This is a genomic window from Paraburkholderia sp. Cpub6 (assembly GCF_014201065.1).
GTDB lineage: Bacteria > Pseudomonadota > Gammaproteobacteria > Burkholderiales > Burkholderiaceae > Paraburkholderia > Paraburkholderia tuberum.
On the sequence record NZ_JACHDM010000011.1, the window covers coordinates 146,032 to 163,131 of the forward strand.

At 64.0% G+C, this 17,100-nt stretch carries 13 protein-coding genes; 2 read left to right on the forward strand and 11 right to left on the reverse strand.

The genetic code is table 11. The features are described 5' to 3' along the window. Nucleotides 1–105: 105 nt before the first annotated feature. The 8 genes from HDG33_RS20000 to HDG33_RS20035 all read right to left on the reverse strand — a co-directional run bounded on the left by HDG33_RS20000 (nt 106) and on the right by HDG33_RS20035 (nt 12,116). On the reverse strand, nt 106–2,406 hold the full coding sequence (locus HDG33_RS20000; protein ID WP_184032335.1) for a molybdopterin cofactor-binding domain-containing protein: 2,301 nt from the start codon (nt 2,404–2,406) through the stop codon (nt 106–108). Beyond that, nucleotides 2,403–2,885 carry a (2Fe-2S)-binding protein gene (locus HDG33_RS20005; RefSeq protein WP_184032337.1) on the reverse strand — a complete coding sequence of 161 codons (483 nt, stop codon included), beginning with the start codon at nt 2,883–2,885 and terminating at the stop codon, nt 2,403–2,405. Before HDG33_RS20005 ends, HDG33_RS20000 begins: the two co-directional genes overlap by 4 nt. Then, nucleotides 2,882–4,195 (reverse strand): cytochrome c, encoded by a 1,314-nt coding sequence (locus HDG33_RS20010; RefSeq protein ID WP_184032339.1) that lies wholly within the window; start codon nt 4,193–4,195, stop codon nt 2,882–2,884. Before HDG33_RS20010 ends, HDG33_RS20005 begins: the two co-directional genes overlap by 4 nt. A 185-nt stretch (nt 4,196–4,380) precedes the next feature. Next, nucleotides 4,381–5,970 (reverse strand): aspartate:alanine exchanger family transporter, encoded by a 1,590-nt coding sequence (locus tag HDG33_RS20015; protein ID WP_184032341.1) that lies wholly within the window; start codon nt 5,968–5,970, stop codon nt 4,381–4,383. A 98-nt stretch (nt 5,971–6,068) separates the two neighbouring features. Further along, complete coding sequence (gene ptsG, locus HDG33_RS20020; RefSeq protein ID WP_184032343.1) at nt 6,069–7,853, reverse strand: PTS glucose transporter subunit IIBC; 1,785 nt, start codon at nt 7,851–7,853, stop codon at nt 6,069–6,071. Between the two features lie 22 nt (nt 7,854–7,875). Beyond that, on the reverse strand, nt 7,876–10,422 hold the full coding sequence (gene ptsP, locus HDG33_RS20025; RefSeq protein ID WP_184032345.1) for a phosphoenolpyruvate--protein phosphotransferase: 2,547 nt from the start codon (nt 10,420–10,422) through the stop codon (nt 7,876–7,878). A gap of 521 nt (nt 10,423–10,943) precedes the next feature. Continuing rightward, on the reverse strand, nt 10,944–11,312 hold the full coding sequence (locus HDG33_RS20030) for a hypothetical protein (protein ID WP_184032352.1): 369 nt from the start codon (nt 11,310–11,312) through the stop codon (nt 10,944–10,946). A gap of 12 nt (nt 11,313–11,324) precedes the next feature. Further along, nucleotides 11,325–12,116, reverse strand: coding sequence for a hypothetical protein (locus HDG33_RS20035; protein WP_184032358.1), 792 nt, complete (start codon nt 12,114–12,116; stop codon nt 11,325–11,327). 417 nt (nt 12,117–12,533) lie between these two features. Here HDG33_RS20035 and HDG33_RS20040 point away from each other — a divergent pair, with 417 nt between their 5' ends. Next, nucleotides 12,534–13,772: an MFS transporter gene (locus HDG33_RS20040; protein WP_184032360.1), complete on the forward strand. Its 1,239-nt coding sequence runs from the start codon at nt 12,534–12,536 to the stop codon at nt 13,770–13,772. 66 nt (nt 13,773–13,838) lie between these two features. Here HDG33_RS20040 and HDG33_RS20045 read toward each other — a convergent pair whose 3' ends face one another. The 3 genes from HDG33_RS20045 to HDG33_RS20055 all read right to left on the reverse strand — a co-directional run bounded on the left by HDG33_RS20045 (nt 13,839) and on the right by HDG33_RS20055 (nt 15,629). Beyond that, complete coding sequence (locus HDG33_RS20045; RefSeq protein WP_184032362.1) at nt 13,839–14,177, reverse strand: ribbon-helix-helix domain-containing protein; 339 nt, start codon at nt 14,175–14,177, stop codon at nt 13,839–13,841. Nucleotides 14,178–14,310: 133 nt separating this feature from the next. Beyond that, nucleotides 14,311–14,889 (reverse strand): DJ-1/PfpI family protein, encoded by a 579-nt coding sequence (locus HDG33_RS20050; protein ID WP_184032364.1) that lies wholly within the window; start codon nt 14,887–14,889, stop codon nt 14,311–14,313. A 254-nt stretch (nt 14,890–15,143) separates the two neighbouring features. Continuing rightward, a complete protein-coding gene (locus tag HDG33_RS20055) occupies nt 15,144–15,629 on the reverse strand; it encodes a MarR family winged helix-turn-helix transcriptional regulator (RefSeq protein ID WP_090808939.1) in 486 nt (161 codons plus the stop codon). Nucleotides 15,630–15,851: 222 nt separating this feature from the next. Here HDG33_RS20055 and mhpT point away from each other — a divergent pair, with 222 nt between their 5' ends. After that, the gene (gene mhpT / locus HDG33_RS20060) at nt 15,852–17,081 is read left to right on the forward strand and encodes a 3-(3-hydroxy-phenyl)propionate transporter MhpT (protein ID WP_184032365.1); all 1,230 of its coding nucleotides are present in this window, start codon (nt 15,852–15,854) and stop codon (nt 17,079–17,081) included. The last annotated feature ends 19 nt before the right edge of the window (nt 17,082–17,100 follow it).

Here is a 17,100-nt window from a genome sequence, read left to right on the forward strand (position 1 = left end):
TCCCGACGCCGCGCCGAAGGTCGCGCGCGTCGGGTTCGTTTGACCCGGCCATAGGCTTATTTGGCTTTTACACGCCAGTATCTGTACTTTTGCGGAACGAAAGCCTCATGCCTTGAGCAGGTTCTTCCCCTTCGTCCCGAGCAACGGCAAGTCGCGGATCCGCACACCGGTCGCGTCGTCGATCGCATTCGCGAGCGCCGCGGCGGCCGGGCCTTGCGCCGCTTCTCCGACCCCGAGGAATGGCAGGCCCGGCCGGTCGATCAACAGCACGTCCACGCGTTTGGGTACGGACGAGAAGCGCATGATCGGATAAGTGCTCCAGTCATAGCTCGTGATGCGTTGCGGGTCGAAATGCGTTTCTTCATAGAGCGTCCAGCTCGTGGTTTGCAAAATGCCGCCTTCGATCTGATTGCGCACGCCGTCCGGATTCACGATCTGTCCGCAATCGACGGCTGCCACGACGCGCTCGATGCTGAGCTCGCCGGTATCGCGCATGACCGTCACGTCCATCGCGACGGCAAGGTAGGCCATCAGGTTCTTGTATTGGGCAAACGCAAAGCCGGTACCGTGCGAGCGCGGGCTCGAGTCGCCCGTTCGCGCGCTGCGGGCTCGCCAGCCGAATTGATCGACTACGGCGCTAATGACGCCATGCGCGCGCGGATCATCGAGATGTTTGAGGCGAAACGCCACGCGGTCGGCGTGCGCGGCTCTGGCGAGCTCGTCGATGAAGCTCTCGATCGCGAACACGTTCATGTGCGCGCCGAGCGAGCGCATGGCAGAGACACGTATCGGCATCGTCGGCACGAAATGATGCTGCACGTGCAGGCTGGGCACGCGGTAAAGCGGAATGCTGTTGCGGTCGCCTCCGCCTTCCGGCATCGGAATCGGCTTCGGCGGCGCGGGGGTGAACGGTTGCGCAAGGAGCTGCGCGGGCAACAGGCGGCCCGCATTCTCGATGCGGTTGTTATGCGTGTTGCTCCATAGCTCGTAACGCCAGTCGGCAAGCGTGCCTGCCGAATCGAGCGTTGCATTCGCCTCGACTGTCATGGCCGGGCCGAACGGCTCCCACATGTGTTCCTGTTCGCGCATCAATTGCACGCGCACCGGGCGGCCAGGCAGCTCGCGTGCAACGAGGGCGGCGTCGGCCGCGACATCGTCCGCGCCGTTGTGTCCATAGCAGCCCGAGCCCTCCACATGGACGCAGCGCACCTTGTCGGGTGGCATCGCGAGCATTTCGGCGATGCCCGCACGCAGCGGATAGACGCCTTGCGTGTGCGTCCACACGGTCATCACATCGTTGTCGAGCTGCGCGACAGCGCACGATGGCCCAATCGAGCCATGCGTCAGATACGGCCTCGAATAGCGCGCCCGCAGCGTCGCCACAGGCGCGGCCGCGCCCGTCGCTGCGCCCTGATCGGCCACCGCGATTTCCTGTGAAGGCAGACTCATCAGCAGCGCGTGAACGTTCGCGGGATCGGGCAGCGGCGGCCCGGCCTGCCATTGCGCGGCAAGCGCAAGCTCACGCATCGCGAGGATCGCGCGCCATTCGTCGTCGGCGACCACCGCGAGGTAGTTGCCGTTGCGCACGACCTTGATGACGCCGGGCAGCGCTTCGACGCGCCCGCTATCGACTGCGACGAGGCTCGCGCCATAAGACGGCGGCCGCACGACGCGGGCATGCAGCATGCCGTGCGGCCGCAGGTCCTGGACGTAGCTCGCGCCGCCCGTCACCTTGCCCGGTATATCCACGCGCGGCAGCATATGGCCAATCAGCGCGTAGGCCGATGGCGGCTTTTTCGGCGCGTCGGGCTGCGCGTTCTGATGGAGGTCCGCGTATTGCACGGCTTCGCCATAGCTCACGCGTCTTCCGTCGGCGGCAATGACGGCGCCGTCGCGCGTCGTCAGGACCGCTGCGTGGACGCCCAACTGCGACGCCGCGCTCGCGACCAGCAGCGCGCGTACCTGAGCGGCGGCGTTGAGGATCGCGGTGCCGCTGTCCGCCATCGTGTGACTGCCTGCGGTGTAGCCTTCGTTCGGCGTTGCGGCGGTGTCGGCGGTGATCAGTTCGATCGCATGAGGGGCGAGATCCAGCTCTTCCGCGGCGACCTGCAGCAGCGCGGTGCGAATGCCCGTGCCAAGCTCCGCCTTGCCCGTGAATACGCTCACCTGGCCGTCAGGGGCGACCTTGATCCACGCATCGAGCAACGGCGTGCTCTTGAGACTGCCCGGCAGCTTCGGGGCGCTCGCGTTGAAGGTGCCCGCTTCGGTGGTGGTTTGCGCAAGCGCGGCCATGCCGGGCACGATCGCGAAGCTCACCATCAGCGAGCCGCCAACGAGGAAGCGGCGCCGCGCGGGGTCATCGGGGCCGCTGCCGTGAGCGACGGAGGACGGGGGGCCGCCGCTCACGACTGCGCTCCCTCGTCCGTTCGCGGCGAACCCGTCGCGACTTGCCGGATCGCCGCGAGAATGCGCATGTGCGTGCCGCAGCGGCACAGGTTCGGCTGCATGTAGCGGCGGATCTGTTCATCGCCTGGGTGCGGGATTCGCTCCAGCAACGTGTGTGCGCGCATGATCATACCGGCGATGCAATAGCCGCATTGCGCGGCTTGCTCGTCAATGAAGGCTTGCTGAAGTGGTCCCGGATGTTGCGCGCTGCCAAGTCCTTCGACGGTTCGCACTGGCCGGTCGCCAACGGCCACGACCGGCATGAGGCACGAGAACACCGGTTCGCCGCCGACGCTGACCGTGCATGCGCCGCATTGACCGAGACCGCAGCCGAACTTCGCGCCATCGAGCTGCAACTGGTTGCGCAGCACGTAGAGCAGCGGCGTTGACGGGTCGACATCGACCGTATGACTGACTCCGTTGACGTTGAGCGTGATCATCGTGGCAGGCCGTCCTTGCGAAAATGAGCGACCGCGCCGGCGTCGAGCGAGGGCCACACGTCGCGTGCGGTGAAGCGTTCGCGCGTGTAGTTGGCGAGCTCCGCTATCTGGGCATCCGTGAATGTGTTGGCGAATGATGGCATGAAGGGCGCGCTATCGCTTTCGTGCCAGTCGATTCCATCGAGGATGATGCGGACCATGTTGCGCGGGCTGTCGGCGTTGACGGCCGTGGAAAGGGACAGCGACGGTCGAGCGCCCCCGCTCGACATCGGCGCGCCTTCGGCATGGCACGATGCACAGGCCGCGGAGAATAGATTCGCGCCGCCGCCGGGCGCGGTGGACACGGGCGCGGCGGAAGCGGAGGGCGAGGCGACCGGATGCTCCGGCACGCCTGGGCCCCCGGATGGCAACGCCAGCAGATACGCGGCAATTGCCTCTACGTCGGAGGCGGATGCGTCGGCGAGCATGCGCGTGACGGGGCGCATCGGACCCGCCGCCGCCCCATGGGCGCTCGCGAGGCCCGTGCGCAGATAGCTGACGAGCTGTGCCTGCGTCCAGGGCGTGGGGCGTGAAGCGAGGTCCGTCAGCGCGGGCGCATCCCATCCGTCGATCGTGCCGCCTTGCAGCGCGCGGTCGCGGCGCTCGGCACCGAGGCGGTCGAGCGGCGTGTGGCACGCACCGCAATGACCGAGGCTTTCGACCAGGTATCGTCCGCGTGCGACGTCCGGCGCTTCGGGCGGGGCCGGCGCTGCTTCGGTACCGGTATGCAGGTAAAAAAGATTCCACACGGCGATGAGGGGCCTGAAGCCGAGCGGGAAGATCAGCTCGTTGTGCGGCGCAGGCGCCTTGACGGGAGCGCGGCTCATCAGCCACGCATACAGCGAGCCCATATCGGCATCGCTGACGTGCGTGAAGTGCGGATAGGGGAACGCGGGATAGAGCAGATGGCCGTCGCTGGACACGCCGCGCCGCATCGCGCGCGCGAACGCGTCGAGCGACCAGCCCCCGATACCCGTCTCGTTGTCCGGGGTGATGTTGGTCGAGTAAATGATGCCAAACGGTGTTTGCAGTGGCAGTCCGCCCGCGAGGGGCAGGCCGCCCGTCGCGGTGTGGCACGCGACGCAATTGCCAACGGCCGCGAGCTTCGCGCCGCGCGCCGCGGCCGCGGCCGCGGTATCGCTGCCGGCCGCGATGGGCGCGGTGACGGGACTCGACGCGGGCTCCCGTGCATGCGCCGTGGGTCCGCCGTATGCGGCCATGAGGGCAACCACGACAACGGCCACGCCTGCACTCGCCACCCGTCCTTTCATCTAGCCTCCATCGCCGAGCCGTCCGCATCATGGTTCCAGACTACGTCGCGCGGCTCCAGGTGGCGCAAGCGGCGTTCCTGATTTTCACGGAAGTCTGCGGCTGTCCGCCGCTCCGCGGTTCGCCGCTGTCTACGAGGACGGAAGCTTTAGGGTCGAACAGCGGCAGGTCGCGATAACGGTCTCGCCTAGCCGGCTGCGATCGCGATGGCGATCTGCACGAAAAGCACCTTGACGATGGTCATCGACGGAAAAATCATCGCGTACATGACGTCGGGCTGATCCGTCGGCGCGATGCGGTTGGCGAAGGCGAGAATCGCGGGATTGCCGGTCGCCCCGCAGATCACGCCGACCGATGTATCGAAAGACAGTCTGAAGACCCACAGGCAGCACACAGCCGTGACGCCGACGAGCACCAGCAGCGTGATCACGCCATAAAGCAGCAGCAGCGGTCCGGCGCTGCCGACGGTCGCGACGAACTTCGGTCCGCAAGACAGGCCCACCTGCGCGAGAAAAATCGTCAGCCCGAGATTGCGCAGCACGAGATTTGCAGAGAGCGGCATCACCCACACGAACGGTCCGTTGCGGCGCGCCTTGCCGAGGCACAGCGCGACCAGTAGCAACGCCGCGAGACCCAGGCTGAACACGCCGAGACCGGGCGCGCGCAGCGGGATCGCGCCGACCAGCAGCCCCACTGCCGCGCCGATGCCCAGACAGATGAAACTGAGGTCGGCCGTGCCCTTGATCGAATCGCCGAAGAACGCGCGGACCCTCGCGCGATGCTCGTTACTGACGAGCAGGCCGACGCGGTCGCCAGCTTCGAGAATGAGGTCCGGCGTCGACAGTAGATCGGCGTCGCCGCGCCGCACGTGCGCGACCGCGCAGTTCACGCCATCCGGAAAGCGCAGATTGCCGAGCGCCGTGCCGACGACTGACGGACTCGACGCGAACACGCGCATATAGTCCAGGTCTTCCCGATGACTCGAGATACGCCCGGGCTGTAGCTCGCCGCAGAGCGCCGCTGCTTCGTCGAGCGGGCCGCGCTCGGTGGCGGTGGCAAGGAGGACGTCGTCGGCGCGCAGCGTGAAGTCGTCGCAAGGCAACTGATTGTGATGCGCGCGTCGCACGGCCGCGATCACTACGCCGGCAGGCAGGCGAGTCGAGAGCTCCGACAGTTTGAGACCGAAGAGACTGGCATTGCGCAGCGCGATTTCCGCGGTCTCCAGCACCTTCGCGGGCGGTTTCGGTATTTTGGCTTTCAGGACTGCGTTCAGCACATAGAGGAACAGGATCGGCCCGGCCACGCCGAACGGATAGGTGACGCTATAAGCCACGGCGGCATCGCTGCTTTTCATCGATGCGATGGCAACCTGCAGGCTCGCCGTGCTGGTGCCGCTGCCGGCGAACATGCCGAGCGCATCGGCGAGCGTGATGCCGAAATGGATGAAGGCGCACGCCACCAGACCCGAAACGATCACGCCCAGACATGCGGCCGCGTTGGCCTTCACGCCTTCCCGGCTCGTGAGTCCGCGGAAGAACTGCGCGCCGTACTGAATGCCGATGCCATACAGAAACAGCAGCAGACCGAGCGTGCCCAGCAACGCCGGCGGCGCGGATTTCGGCGCGAACGCGCCGAGCGCCAGTCCAACGAACAGCACGGCCCCCGAGCCTAGAGCCACGCCCTTGATGGTGATTTCGCCGACCAGGTAGCCGAGCGCGATGGTCAGAAAAAGCGCGAACAGCGGCTGAGTTTCGAGGAAAGTTCTGGCTGCTTCCATGCCGCCCCCTATAGGTGGACAAAGCAACGCGACTGAGCGCTTCCACCGGGCAGGCCTCGCGTTCGACGCGCGGCAGTTGCTGACGATACTCGTTGCTGCTATCGCATTGCGCCTGCGAGGTTGTCCGAGCCGAGACCCACGATCAGATCGAGTGCGCCGTTCTTCAACGCTTGCGTCGCGACCACGCCCGCCGCGTTCAATGCGGCCGCGTCGATGCGCGACGCGTCCGATAGCTCGACACGCAACCGCGTGGCCGCCAGCGCGTCGAGCTTCCTGATGTTGGCCGCGCCGCCCAGCGCCGCACGAATCTTTTCCGCGCGTTCCGTTTCCTGCTGCGAGTTTTGCGCCGAGGCGGCCACACCCGCTGAAGCCGCCGCCACTGCGCCTTCCACATCAGGCACCCCGGCCGCCGGCAAATCCGCTTCGGCGCCCGCTGTCTTCAGATAGTCCTGCATGTCGGTTTTCATGTTCTCCGACAACGGCCCGAAGATTGCCTGCACGCCGTTGCCCATGCGCACCACACCCGCGGCACCGAGCGCCTTGAGCTTGTGTTCGTCGACGCCCGCCGGATCCTTCACGGAGATGCGCAGCCGCGTGATACAAGCGTCGAGACTCGTGATATTGGAGCGGCCGCCAAAGGCGAGCACGAGATCGCGCGAACGTCCTCCCGCGCCGCTCGCGGCAACCACCGCTGTTTCCGCCGCGTCGTCTTCGCGACCGGGTGTCTTGAGGTTGAAGCGCGTGATGACGAAGCGGAACACGCCGTAATAGATCACCGCGTAAATTGGACCAAGGATGAAAACGTACCACGCGTGCGTGGCCTTCCCGCCGATCAGGTTGAACATCAGAAAATCGATGCCGCCTTGCGAAAACGTGAAGCCCATGCGCATGCCCAGCGTGTTCGCCACGAACTGCGCCGACGCCGCGAGGCATGCGTGAATCAGGTAAAGCACCGGCGCGACGAACAGGAACGCGAATTCGATCGGCTCGGTGATGCCGGTGAGGAAAGAAGTCAGCGCGGCCGAGACCATCATGCCGCCGACGGCCACCTTCTTCTCCGGCTTCGCGCAATGCCAGATCGCGATCGCCGCGGCCGGCAGGCCGAACATCTTGAACAGGAACGCGCCCGCCAGGATGCCCGCGGTCCGGTCGCCCGCGAAAAAACGGGTGATGTCGCCGTGAACCGTCCTGCCGGTCGTCGGGTCGAGGTAGCTGCCCATTTCGAAGAAGAACGGCACGTTCCAGATGTGATGCAGGCCGAACGGAATCAGCAGACGTTCGACGAAACCGTAGACCGTCGCGGCGGTGCGCGGGTCGGAAACCGCCGCCCAATGCGAAAAAGCCTTGATTGCGCTGCCGATCGGCGGCCACACGAAAGACAGGATCGCGCCGAGCACGATCGAGCCGATCGCGGTCACGATCGGCACGAAGCGCTTGCCGGCGAAGAAGCCGAGATAGGGCGGCAACGTGATCCGGTAGTAGCGGTTGAACATCCATGCCGCAAGACCACCGGCGAGGATGCCGCCGAACACGCCGGTCTGGATCGACGGTATGCCCATGATCGTGTCGGTTTCGACGCCCTGGAGCTTGCCGATCACACCCAACGTGGCCGTCATCACCAGATATCCGATCGTTGCGGCGATGCCCGAGACGCCATCGTTCTCGGTGAAGCCGAGCGCGACGCCGATCGCGAAGATCAGCGGCAGGTTGCCGAAGATCACGTCGCCCGCGTTCTTCATCAGCGCGAGCACGACGGCTGGCACGTAACCGTGAAAGTCGGTGGCGCCGAGACCGAGCAGCAGGCCGGCCACCGGGAGCACGGCGACGGGCAGCATCAGCGATTTGCCGATCTTCTGCAAGACTCCGAAGGCATGCGAGAACATGGCTGATCTCCTGTTGATCCGCTCACTCGGCAAAGCGCGACAGATGCGCGCGGACTTCCGCGGCGGTGCCCAGACACAGCACCTCGGCGGCGAGCTTCCTGGCTTCTTCGGTCGTCACGCGTGCAAGCTGAGCCTTGATCGAACCGACCGCCGGAATGCTCACCGACAGCTCGTCGATGCCAAGGCCGACGAGCACCGGCACCGCCATCGCATCCGACGCGATCCCGCCGCAAATGCCGACCCATTTGCCATGCTTGTGCGCACCGTCGACCGTCATGCCGATCAGACGCAACACCGCCGGGTGTAGCGCGTCGGCCTGCTTCGCGAGCTGCGGATGGCCGCGGTCCATCGCGAGCGTGTATTGCGTGAGATCGTTCGTGCCGATCGAGAAGAAGTCGACTTCGCGTGCGAGCGGCTCGGCGATCAGCGCGGCCGCGGGGACTTCGATCATGACGCCGACTTTCACGCTCGCCGCGCGATCGCCGGCTTCTTCGAGCAGGATCTTGCGCGCTGCCCGCACCTCCTCGATCGCGGCGATCATCGGGAACATCACGTGCAGATGCCCAAGCGGCGCCGCGCGCAGGATCGCGCGCAGCTGCGTGCGGAAGATGTCGGGACGCTCCAGGCTCACGCGCACACCGCGCAGGCCGAGAAACGGGTTGTCTTCCTTCGGCAGCGGCAGATACGACAGCGGTTTGTCGCCGCCGACGTCGAGCGTGCGGACCACGAGCGGCCGCTCGCGGCCAAGCGCTTCGGCGACGGCGCAATATTCGGCGGCCTGTTCGTCTTCGGTGGGCGCGGTGTCTCGCGCGTCGAACAGGAACTCGGAGCGCAACAGGCCCACGCCTTCGGCGCCGGCCGCGACCGCGTCGCGTGCTTCCTGCGCATTGCGGATGTTCGCGACGACTTCGACGCGGTGGCCGTCGGCCGTCATTGCGAGTTTGGTTGCCGCGAGCTTTTCGTCTTCGCGTTTGGCGGCCTGGCGGCTGATGCGTTCGCGCGCCTTCTCGAGTTCCTCGGTGCTCGGGTTGCGCCGCAAGCTGCCGCGCGAACCGTCGAGCACGACGGGCGTGCCGTCGGCGAGTTGCAGCGCGCGCGCGTCGATACCGCAGATCGCCGGAATGCCGAGCGAGCGCGCTAGGATCGCGACGTGGCTCGTTGCGCCGCCGCTCGTCGTGCAAAAGCCGAGCACCTTGCTGCGATCGAGCGACGTGGTGTCGGACGGCGACAGTTCCTCGGCAATCAGGATCGATTCGTCAGGCACGTCGATCTGCGCCTGCTTCACGCCGGCGAGCAGAGCGAGCACGCGGCGGCCGACGTCGCGGATATCGCCGGCGCGTTCGCGCAGCAGCGGATTTTCGAGCTTTTCGAGCGTGCTTGCCTGGTTCTGGAACGCATCGCGCCACGCGAACCCCGCGCCCTTTCCTGCGCTGATGCTGCTGATCGCGGCGTCGTTGAGGCCAGGATCGTCCAGCAGTTCGAGATGCGCGTCGAGAATCTGCGCTTTCGACGGATCGGTGAGCGTCGCCTTGAGCGCCTCGATCTGCTGACGCGCCTGATGCTGGGCCGCTTCGAGTTGCGCCCGTTCGCGTTGCGGCGACTCGCCCGCTTCGTTCACCTCGATGACCTGCTGGCGGAACTGCACGATCCTGCCGACCGAAAGCCCTGGCGAAGCGGATACGCCGATGAATTCGTTGGTGTCGGCGGGAGCCGCTTCGGTCGGTGCTGGCACCGGCGCAGCCGGTGCGGTTGGCGCAGCCGCCGCGGGTGCGGGCGCATCGCCGGGCTTTTCGCCCGATCCCTCGCCAAGCAGACGCGCGACGGTACTGGCCGCCTCCGCCGCGTCGGGACCGCGGGCCTCGACGCGCAGCTTGTCGCCGAACTTCGTTGCGAGCCCCATGATCGCGACGACGGACTTGGCATTTGCGCTGGCATCGCCGCGCAGCAGCCGGATCTCGGACTTGAATTTCTTCGCCTCGACCGCGACGACCGCGGCGGGCCGTGCATGCAGGCCCGCTGGATTCGGCAGCGTGATCTCGTCGGAGAAGATCGCGCCGGTGGCGCTGGCCGTGTCCTTGTCCTCCATGCTGCCGACCAGCTCGACGTACAGCGCGACGTCGGTGCCGGCGACGACGAGCCCTTTCGCGGGAACGTAGCGCGTGACGAGATCGCCATTGGCGATCACCATTTGCGTGAGCAGGCTGGTTGCTTTTGCGCCGACCGCGATTGGGTCGAAGCGGATCAGCGGCGTGCCCGTCGCGACGGCGTCGCCTTCCTTGACCAACGGCGTGAAGCCCTCGCCGCGCAGCAACACGGTGTCGAGCCCGATGTGCAGCAGCACTTGCAGACCGTTGTCGCCGGTGATCGTCGTGGCGTGGCCAGCGCTATGGAGTTGCGTGACCTTGCCGGCAAGCGGCGACAGCAGTTCATCCGAGGTCGGATCGATCGACACGCCATCGCCGACCATCTTCTGGGCGAAGACCGGATCGGGCACGCTCTCGAGAGGAACCAGTACGCCCGACAGTGGTGCCATCAACCCGATGCGCAGAGGACGCTGAGGAGCTTTCATCGCCAGGACTCCTTGTACATTGACGCTCGCCTCAGGTGGCTCGACTCGAGCCGCATGGGCGCGACATTCACACGTGCGGTCGGCACCATTGCCGCTCACGCCGCTCACCCACTTGTGAGCGGCGCACGTTACAAAAGCGTCGGTGACAAAAACTCGGGAAACCAAACAAGGTCGCGCACGTCGCCCGTGTGCGCCCGCGCAGCCTCGACCGGGATGAATGGAGAAACGTCAGGCGCGCTCCGACGGCGCTATTTGCGTTCGCCGGGCCGCCTCGCACCCGTGCGCAACCCTTTGCACCTTGGTCCCGGAAAAAAGGACCCGGAAAGCGCTCTGAAAAAGAGCATATGTTACTGAGCGCAGATTGCAAGACAAGACGATTTCGGACGGGAACGCCTGAAATTTGCAATTTCCTGGCGGGAGATGGAGCGGTCTTTATTAATTGGCGTGTGACGGGTTCATTAATCTGTGTTTTATTCGCTTAGCGAAAGGCGGCGGCCCGACAACGCGTTCACCCTTGCTGTTCAGAGTAGATCCGTGACGACATCCACCGTATCGAACTCGATGAACAATTCCGCGCCCAACGAGGCGCCTACAGATGCAATCGGCATATTGGGGCGGTTCTCTTTCCCGAAATATGATTTTTCCAGCGCATGGAGGGCGCGCTGATAATCAGGGGACTGGAAATCCGTGAGTACCTTTACTTCATAAATAACGTTCTGGATGAGGAAATCGTTCGCAAGACAGCGCGTCGCGCCCTTGAATTGAACGCGAACCCGGTCTTTCCTGTTGTCGAACATCAAGGCAAGCTCAACGATGCTTGCCTCACGGTCCGCGGATACGCCCATCAAATACCAGTCATGGAACGCATTGAATTTCTTGATAAGGTCCATCGCGTAATTCCTTCAGGGACTCCAGGGGCTGAATGGAACAACATAATCGCCGCCATCTCGCACACCGTTGTCCCAATTGTGCGCGTGAGGCTTCAATCCGTTGTGTACATGGTCAAAGTCGAGATCAACGACCGGCTTTCTATCATCCCCGTACAGCCGCATTTGCCCGCTACCTGGGTTTGTGTACCAGGTTCCCGGGTCTCCGAGGTTCGGAGTCTTGGCTACATCGAATGAACCTTCGTCAACCTGGTTGGGCGAGTACTCGAACGGCTGCGCATCGCCCAGCGGCGTTGAGACCGGCGTGGCGATGGTCCCATCGGGTAGCACGTCGCCGGGGCGAGCGTACCAGATCGCGAGACCATCGTCGGCGGCCAGCCGCGGCAGTATGGGACGCTCGAATGACCGCGCGGCAGGCACGGCGGCCAGCGCGCGCCGGAAGAGCTGCGACGGCGTGACGGTCGCATAGTACGGCCTGACCGTCTGCTCAATGGGCGAACTGCGTGCGCCCGAGGCTCGCGGCTTAGGCACGACAGCAATCACATCGCCGCTCTCGACGGCGCACTGTAGCGCTCGAACGAGTTGCTCAGGCGCGGGGCCGCTTGCATATGCGCCGCCCTGGGCATGGCGCATGAACCTGGCGAGCCGGGCTAGCTGGCTCGCGTCGCGCGTGAGCTCCCATGAACTTGCCGAAGTAATGAACTGGCGGCCGGTGCGCACCTCGTCGCTGGACGTGTTGCCGCGATATTCGTGCCGCGTATAGAGCGTGCAGCCCCGACGGGCCCCCACTTTCAAGTCAATCGCCATCCGCCTCCCTCGTGCGATCAGATCAGTTGGTATACCTATCACAGGGGCTCCATTGCACGCTGCAAAAAACGAAACCCTCAAACCGCCGCGAACGCTGCAATACCTCTATGGCGGCCCGGAGAACGCACGGCGGCGCGACTTACGAGACCTCGTAACATTGTGGAAGACTGTCAAGAAAACAGTAGGAGCGTCGATGGTTTGGCCAATGCGCATCAGGTTGCTGATGGCGAACGCTTCCGTGCCGACGCATATGGAAGAGCCGTACGCGGTCGTTTCGCGGGACTAGCTGACTCATAGCGAGATATCGCCGCAGAGGCATTGTTCAGCCACACCTTCTAGTCTTTTCATCGGACGACTCTTTTTCCGACATGAGACCCAGCCTAAAGTACGAGACTTCAATCTGGCATCAAGGTCGTCATGCAAATCGATACTCCTGCAATCCCGGCATCGTTGGAAGGACATTCAACCTCCGCGGGTCAATGGCTCTCCGTCATAGCGGTAGCGGTAAGCGCATTCGCCTTCGTCACGGCCGAGTTTTTGCCTGTCGGGCTGTTGCCGCAAATCGCACACGACCTCGGCGTGTCGACCGGTGTCGCTGGCCTCATGGTCACCACGCCCGGCGTGATGGCCGCGATATTGGCGCCTACGCTGATAGTCAGCGCGGGCCGCATGGACCGCCGGTACGTTTTCCTGCTCCTCACTGCGGTACTGTTGATCGCGAACGTCGTGTGTGCGATCGCACCGAACCTCGCGATCATGCTCGTAGGACGGGCTCTGCTTGGCGGCGCGCTGGGTGGCTTCTGGACTCTGGCGACGGCGGCGGCTCCTCGACTCGTGCAAGCAAAGGATGCCGCCAAAGCGACCGCGACCATTCTGACCGGCGTGACCTGCGCAACCGTGATCGGCGTGCCGCTCGGGACGTTCATCGCGTCGTTTGCATCGTGGCGCATGGCGTTCGCCGCCACCGCGGGCCTCGTGTCGCTCGCCTTACTGGCGCAGGCGTTCCTCGTGCCTTCGTTGCCGTCGGCATCGGCGTTGCGGATCGCCGATTTCAAAACCCTGCTTGTCCGGCCTCATACGAGGTTGAGCATGGTGATGGTCGCGCTCGTCTTCGGCGCGCATTTCTCGACCTACACGTATATTGCGCCGCTGCTCGAACACGACTTCTCGTTGAGCGCCATCACGCTGTTGCTGTTCGGATTCGGTCTGATCGGCTTTTTCTCCAATGCGTTGACATCGATGGTGATTTCGGACCATCTAAAGAAATCCGTCGCCGCGATGGTTCTGCTGCTATTGGGCGCGATGTCGTCGATGTTGCTGCTCGAACATTCGCCGATCGGCGAGACTGCGGGGATGCTGCTGTGGGGAATCGCGTTCGGAGCGCTTCCGCTTTGCTTCAGCGTGTGGATTCAGCGCGGCACGACAGACCTGCCCGAAGCGGGGTCGGCCATGTTCGTCAGCATCATCCAGGTGGCGATTGCGGTGGGCTCGGCAGTGGGGGGCACCATTGTCGACCGTGCGGGCGTTCACGCTGACTTCACGCTGGGACTTGGACTCGCGCTACTGGGCCTCGTGGCACTGCAACGGCTTGCTGTATTGGAACGACCGGCCACGGCGGCTTCCCTTGATTGCGCCTGCGATGCGTCGGTTGACTGACGCGTCGAGACAGTACGTCGCGTGACTGGACCGCACCGCGCTAGCCAGCCGTTGCGACGGAAGCCGTCAAACAGCCGTCTTCACGACTCTGGGTTGAAACGGGGCGTTGAGCGACACGTCGCCAGCGGCCTCGTTGCGGGCGGCGCTCGCCGATAGATAGCGCAAACAGCACACGCGCAAAAAAGACGCGAAATTCAACGGCTCTTCGCCGCGCAAGGCGACCAGTTCGTCGTGAAGCTTCACGACGAACTGGGTCGTCGTCACGTTCTCGCGGTTGGCGATTTCCCGAAGCACGTCCCAGAAGAGATTTTCGAGCCTCACCGTGGTCACGACGCCATGAATGCGCAGCGCGCGCGTACGCGACTCGTAGAGGATCGGATCAGCGTTGACATAGACGTTGCACATACGTTCAGCCTTTCTCGCTAATGATGACGTCGCAGGACGCGAAGCGCGCGGCGCGGGCGCTCATGCCGTCGTGATCGAGCGTAACACGGTTGGTCGCCCGCGATGCCGCGCCTCGGTCGCGAGGCGCGCTCCTTCAATGCGCGATGCGCGTGCCCAGCAGCGCAAGGAACTGCGCGAGCCAGTTCACGTGCGAGGTCCATGCGGGCGCGGTGACGAAGTTCTCGTCGGTGATCGCATCAGGCCAGTCGAGCGCCACGTACTGCGCGCCCGCGAGCTTCACTTCGGGCGCGCAGGCCGGATACGCCGAGATGCGCCGGCCTTCGATCACACCTGCCGCAGCCAGCAGTTGCGCGCCGTGGCAGACCGCGGCAATCGGCTTCTTCGCTTCGGCGAATTGGCGCACCCAGCCGATCACCTCGTCGTTGAGCCGCAGATATTCGGGGGCGCGGCCGCCGGGCACGAGCAGCGCGTCATATTGCGCGGGGTTCACCGACGCGAAATCGGCGTTCAGCGTGAAGTTATGGCCACGCTTTTCGGTGTAGGTCTGATCGCCTTCGAAGTCGTGGATGGCGGTGCGAATCGCGTCGCCCGCGCGCTTGTCTGGCGCGACGACGTCCACCGAATGCCCGACTGCCGCCAGTGCCTGAAACGGCACCATCAGCTCATAATCTTCGACGAAATCGCCGGCGATGATAAGAATTCGCTTTGACATGCTTCGTCTCCTCTCGAATGGGGTGGGAAATGGCGAGGCGGACGCGCTATCGCGGTGTGAAGGCGGCGGCCGTCGAGAAGCAATATAGCGATCGACGCAGTGGGCCAGGTAATACGCGGCTAAATGCCGACCAGGGATTTCACTGAGCTGAACGGAATTCAGCCCGAATGCGGCAGACGATCGCGGTAGGTGGAGCAAAGAAAAAGAGTCGCGCTCCATTCGAGTGCGACTCTTTTATCATTGGGAACGTCCATTCAACCGCGCAGATTCGACACACATCGCTGCAGCACCTTGCGCAGCGTATCGACCGGGATTTCCGTTACTCCGTCCAGCATGGACGCTTCGAGCGCGTCGATCGCCGAATCGCATTCCTGCAGTACCCGACGCCCTTCGTCGGTCAGAAACAGATGAATCAGTCGACCGTGGGTAGGATGCCCCACGCGTCCGACCCAACCGTTGGCTTCCATCGTCTTGACAACTTCGTTGGCCGACTGCGGCGTGATGAATGAGCGTTCGGCGAGTTTCGCATTGGTCATCGCGCCGCTGGCGCTGATGACGGAGAGCGCGGTGAACTGAGGCAAGGTCAGCCCGAATTCACCCAGTACATCGATCAAACTGCGTTTGAGCAGGCGGTCGAGTTGGCCGACCACATAGGAAACGCGGGAAGGTGGCGCACCGGTTTTCGTTGAACCGGCCTGTTTGGCAAGGGGCGTTCGCCGCTTCTCCATTGTCTTGATCATTATCAGGTTGCCTTAGGTGTTTCTACCAGGCATATCATATTCTACTTTCAATATCAGGCCTCCTGAGACTAGACTCATCATCAATTCCGGGGGCGCTGTGGGAAGAATTCTGATAAGTGGCGCAAGATCATTGTCAGAAATCTTCTCCTTCCCATGGCCGCTTCGTCGAAGAACGAAGCGTGGCTCGCCTCTGGCAATTCAATCAAAGGTGAAGGAGACGTCATGTCAAGTGTTGCTAATCGGTCGAGTGCGGTGGGCTCCAGTACTGCACTAACGTTGGCATTGTGCTTTCTCGTCGCGGTGCTGGAGGGTATCGACCTGCAGTCCACTGGCGTTGCGGCGCCTCGAATGGCGCACGAGTTCGGCTTGTCGGTCAGCCAGTTGGGGCTCGCTTTCAGCGCCGGCATGTTGGGGCTTTTGCCGGGCGCGATGATGGGTGGCAGACTCGCCGACCGGATCGGCCGCAAGCGCGTTCTGATGATCTCGATGGCGATATTCGGCATCTTCTCGATTGCGACCGCGCAAGTCTGGAGTTTCGAAAGTCTGCTGATTGCTCGCGTGCTGACGGGCATCGGGCTCGGCGGCGCGATGCCGAACCTGATCGCGTTGTCGTCCGAGGCGGTCGATGCGCGTCACCGCAACACGGCGGTTAGCGTCATGTATTGCGGTATGCCACTCGGCGGCGCGCTTGCCGCATTGATCGCCGTACTGAGCACGGGTGCTACCGCGTGGCGTCATATCTTCTACGTGGGCGGAGTCGGACCGCTGATCATCATTCCGCTGCTGATGGCATTGCTGCCTGAGTCGCGCGAATTCGCCACCGAATCGCGGGAATTCACGACGGCGGACAAGCCGCTCCTTTCGACGCGCGAAGTCCTGTTCGGCGAGGGGCGCGCCGCCGCGACGATCGGTATCTGGATCAGCTTCTTCTGCACGCTGATCGTTCTTTACTTTCTGCTGAACTGGCTGCCTTCGTTGACCGTGGGGCGCGGCATGAGCCGTTCGCAGGCCGGGATTGCTCAGATCTTTTTCAACGTCGGCAGTGTGATCGGCGTACTGGGCATCGGTCTGCTGATGGACCGCTTCAGACAAGGCCTGTCAGTCACGGCAATCTACGCGTGCATCGTCGGTGCATTGGTCGCGCTTTCGCAAGTCGCCAGCATCGAGACGCTGTCCGTTGCCGTGCTGTTTGCCGGGATGGGCGTCGTCGGTGCGCAGTCGATGCTGTATTCGCTGTCCGCCGCCAGCTATCCGACCAGCGTGCGTGGTACGGGAGTCGGCGCCGCGGTGGCGGTGGGACGCGTCGGCTCGATTGTCGGCCCCGTAGCCGCCGGGCAATTGCTTGCGATGGGAAAGAGCTCAGCGCTCGTCATCGGCGCGAGCGTGCCGGTGACGATCATCGCGGCGATTACAGCATTGCTCGTCATTCGCTCCAACGCCGCGAAACGCTAACTCTTCGTTGATGGACCCA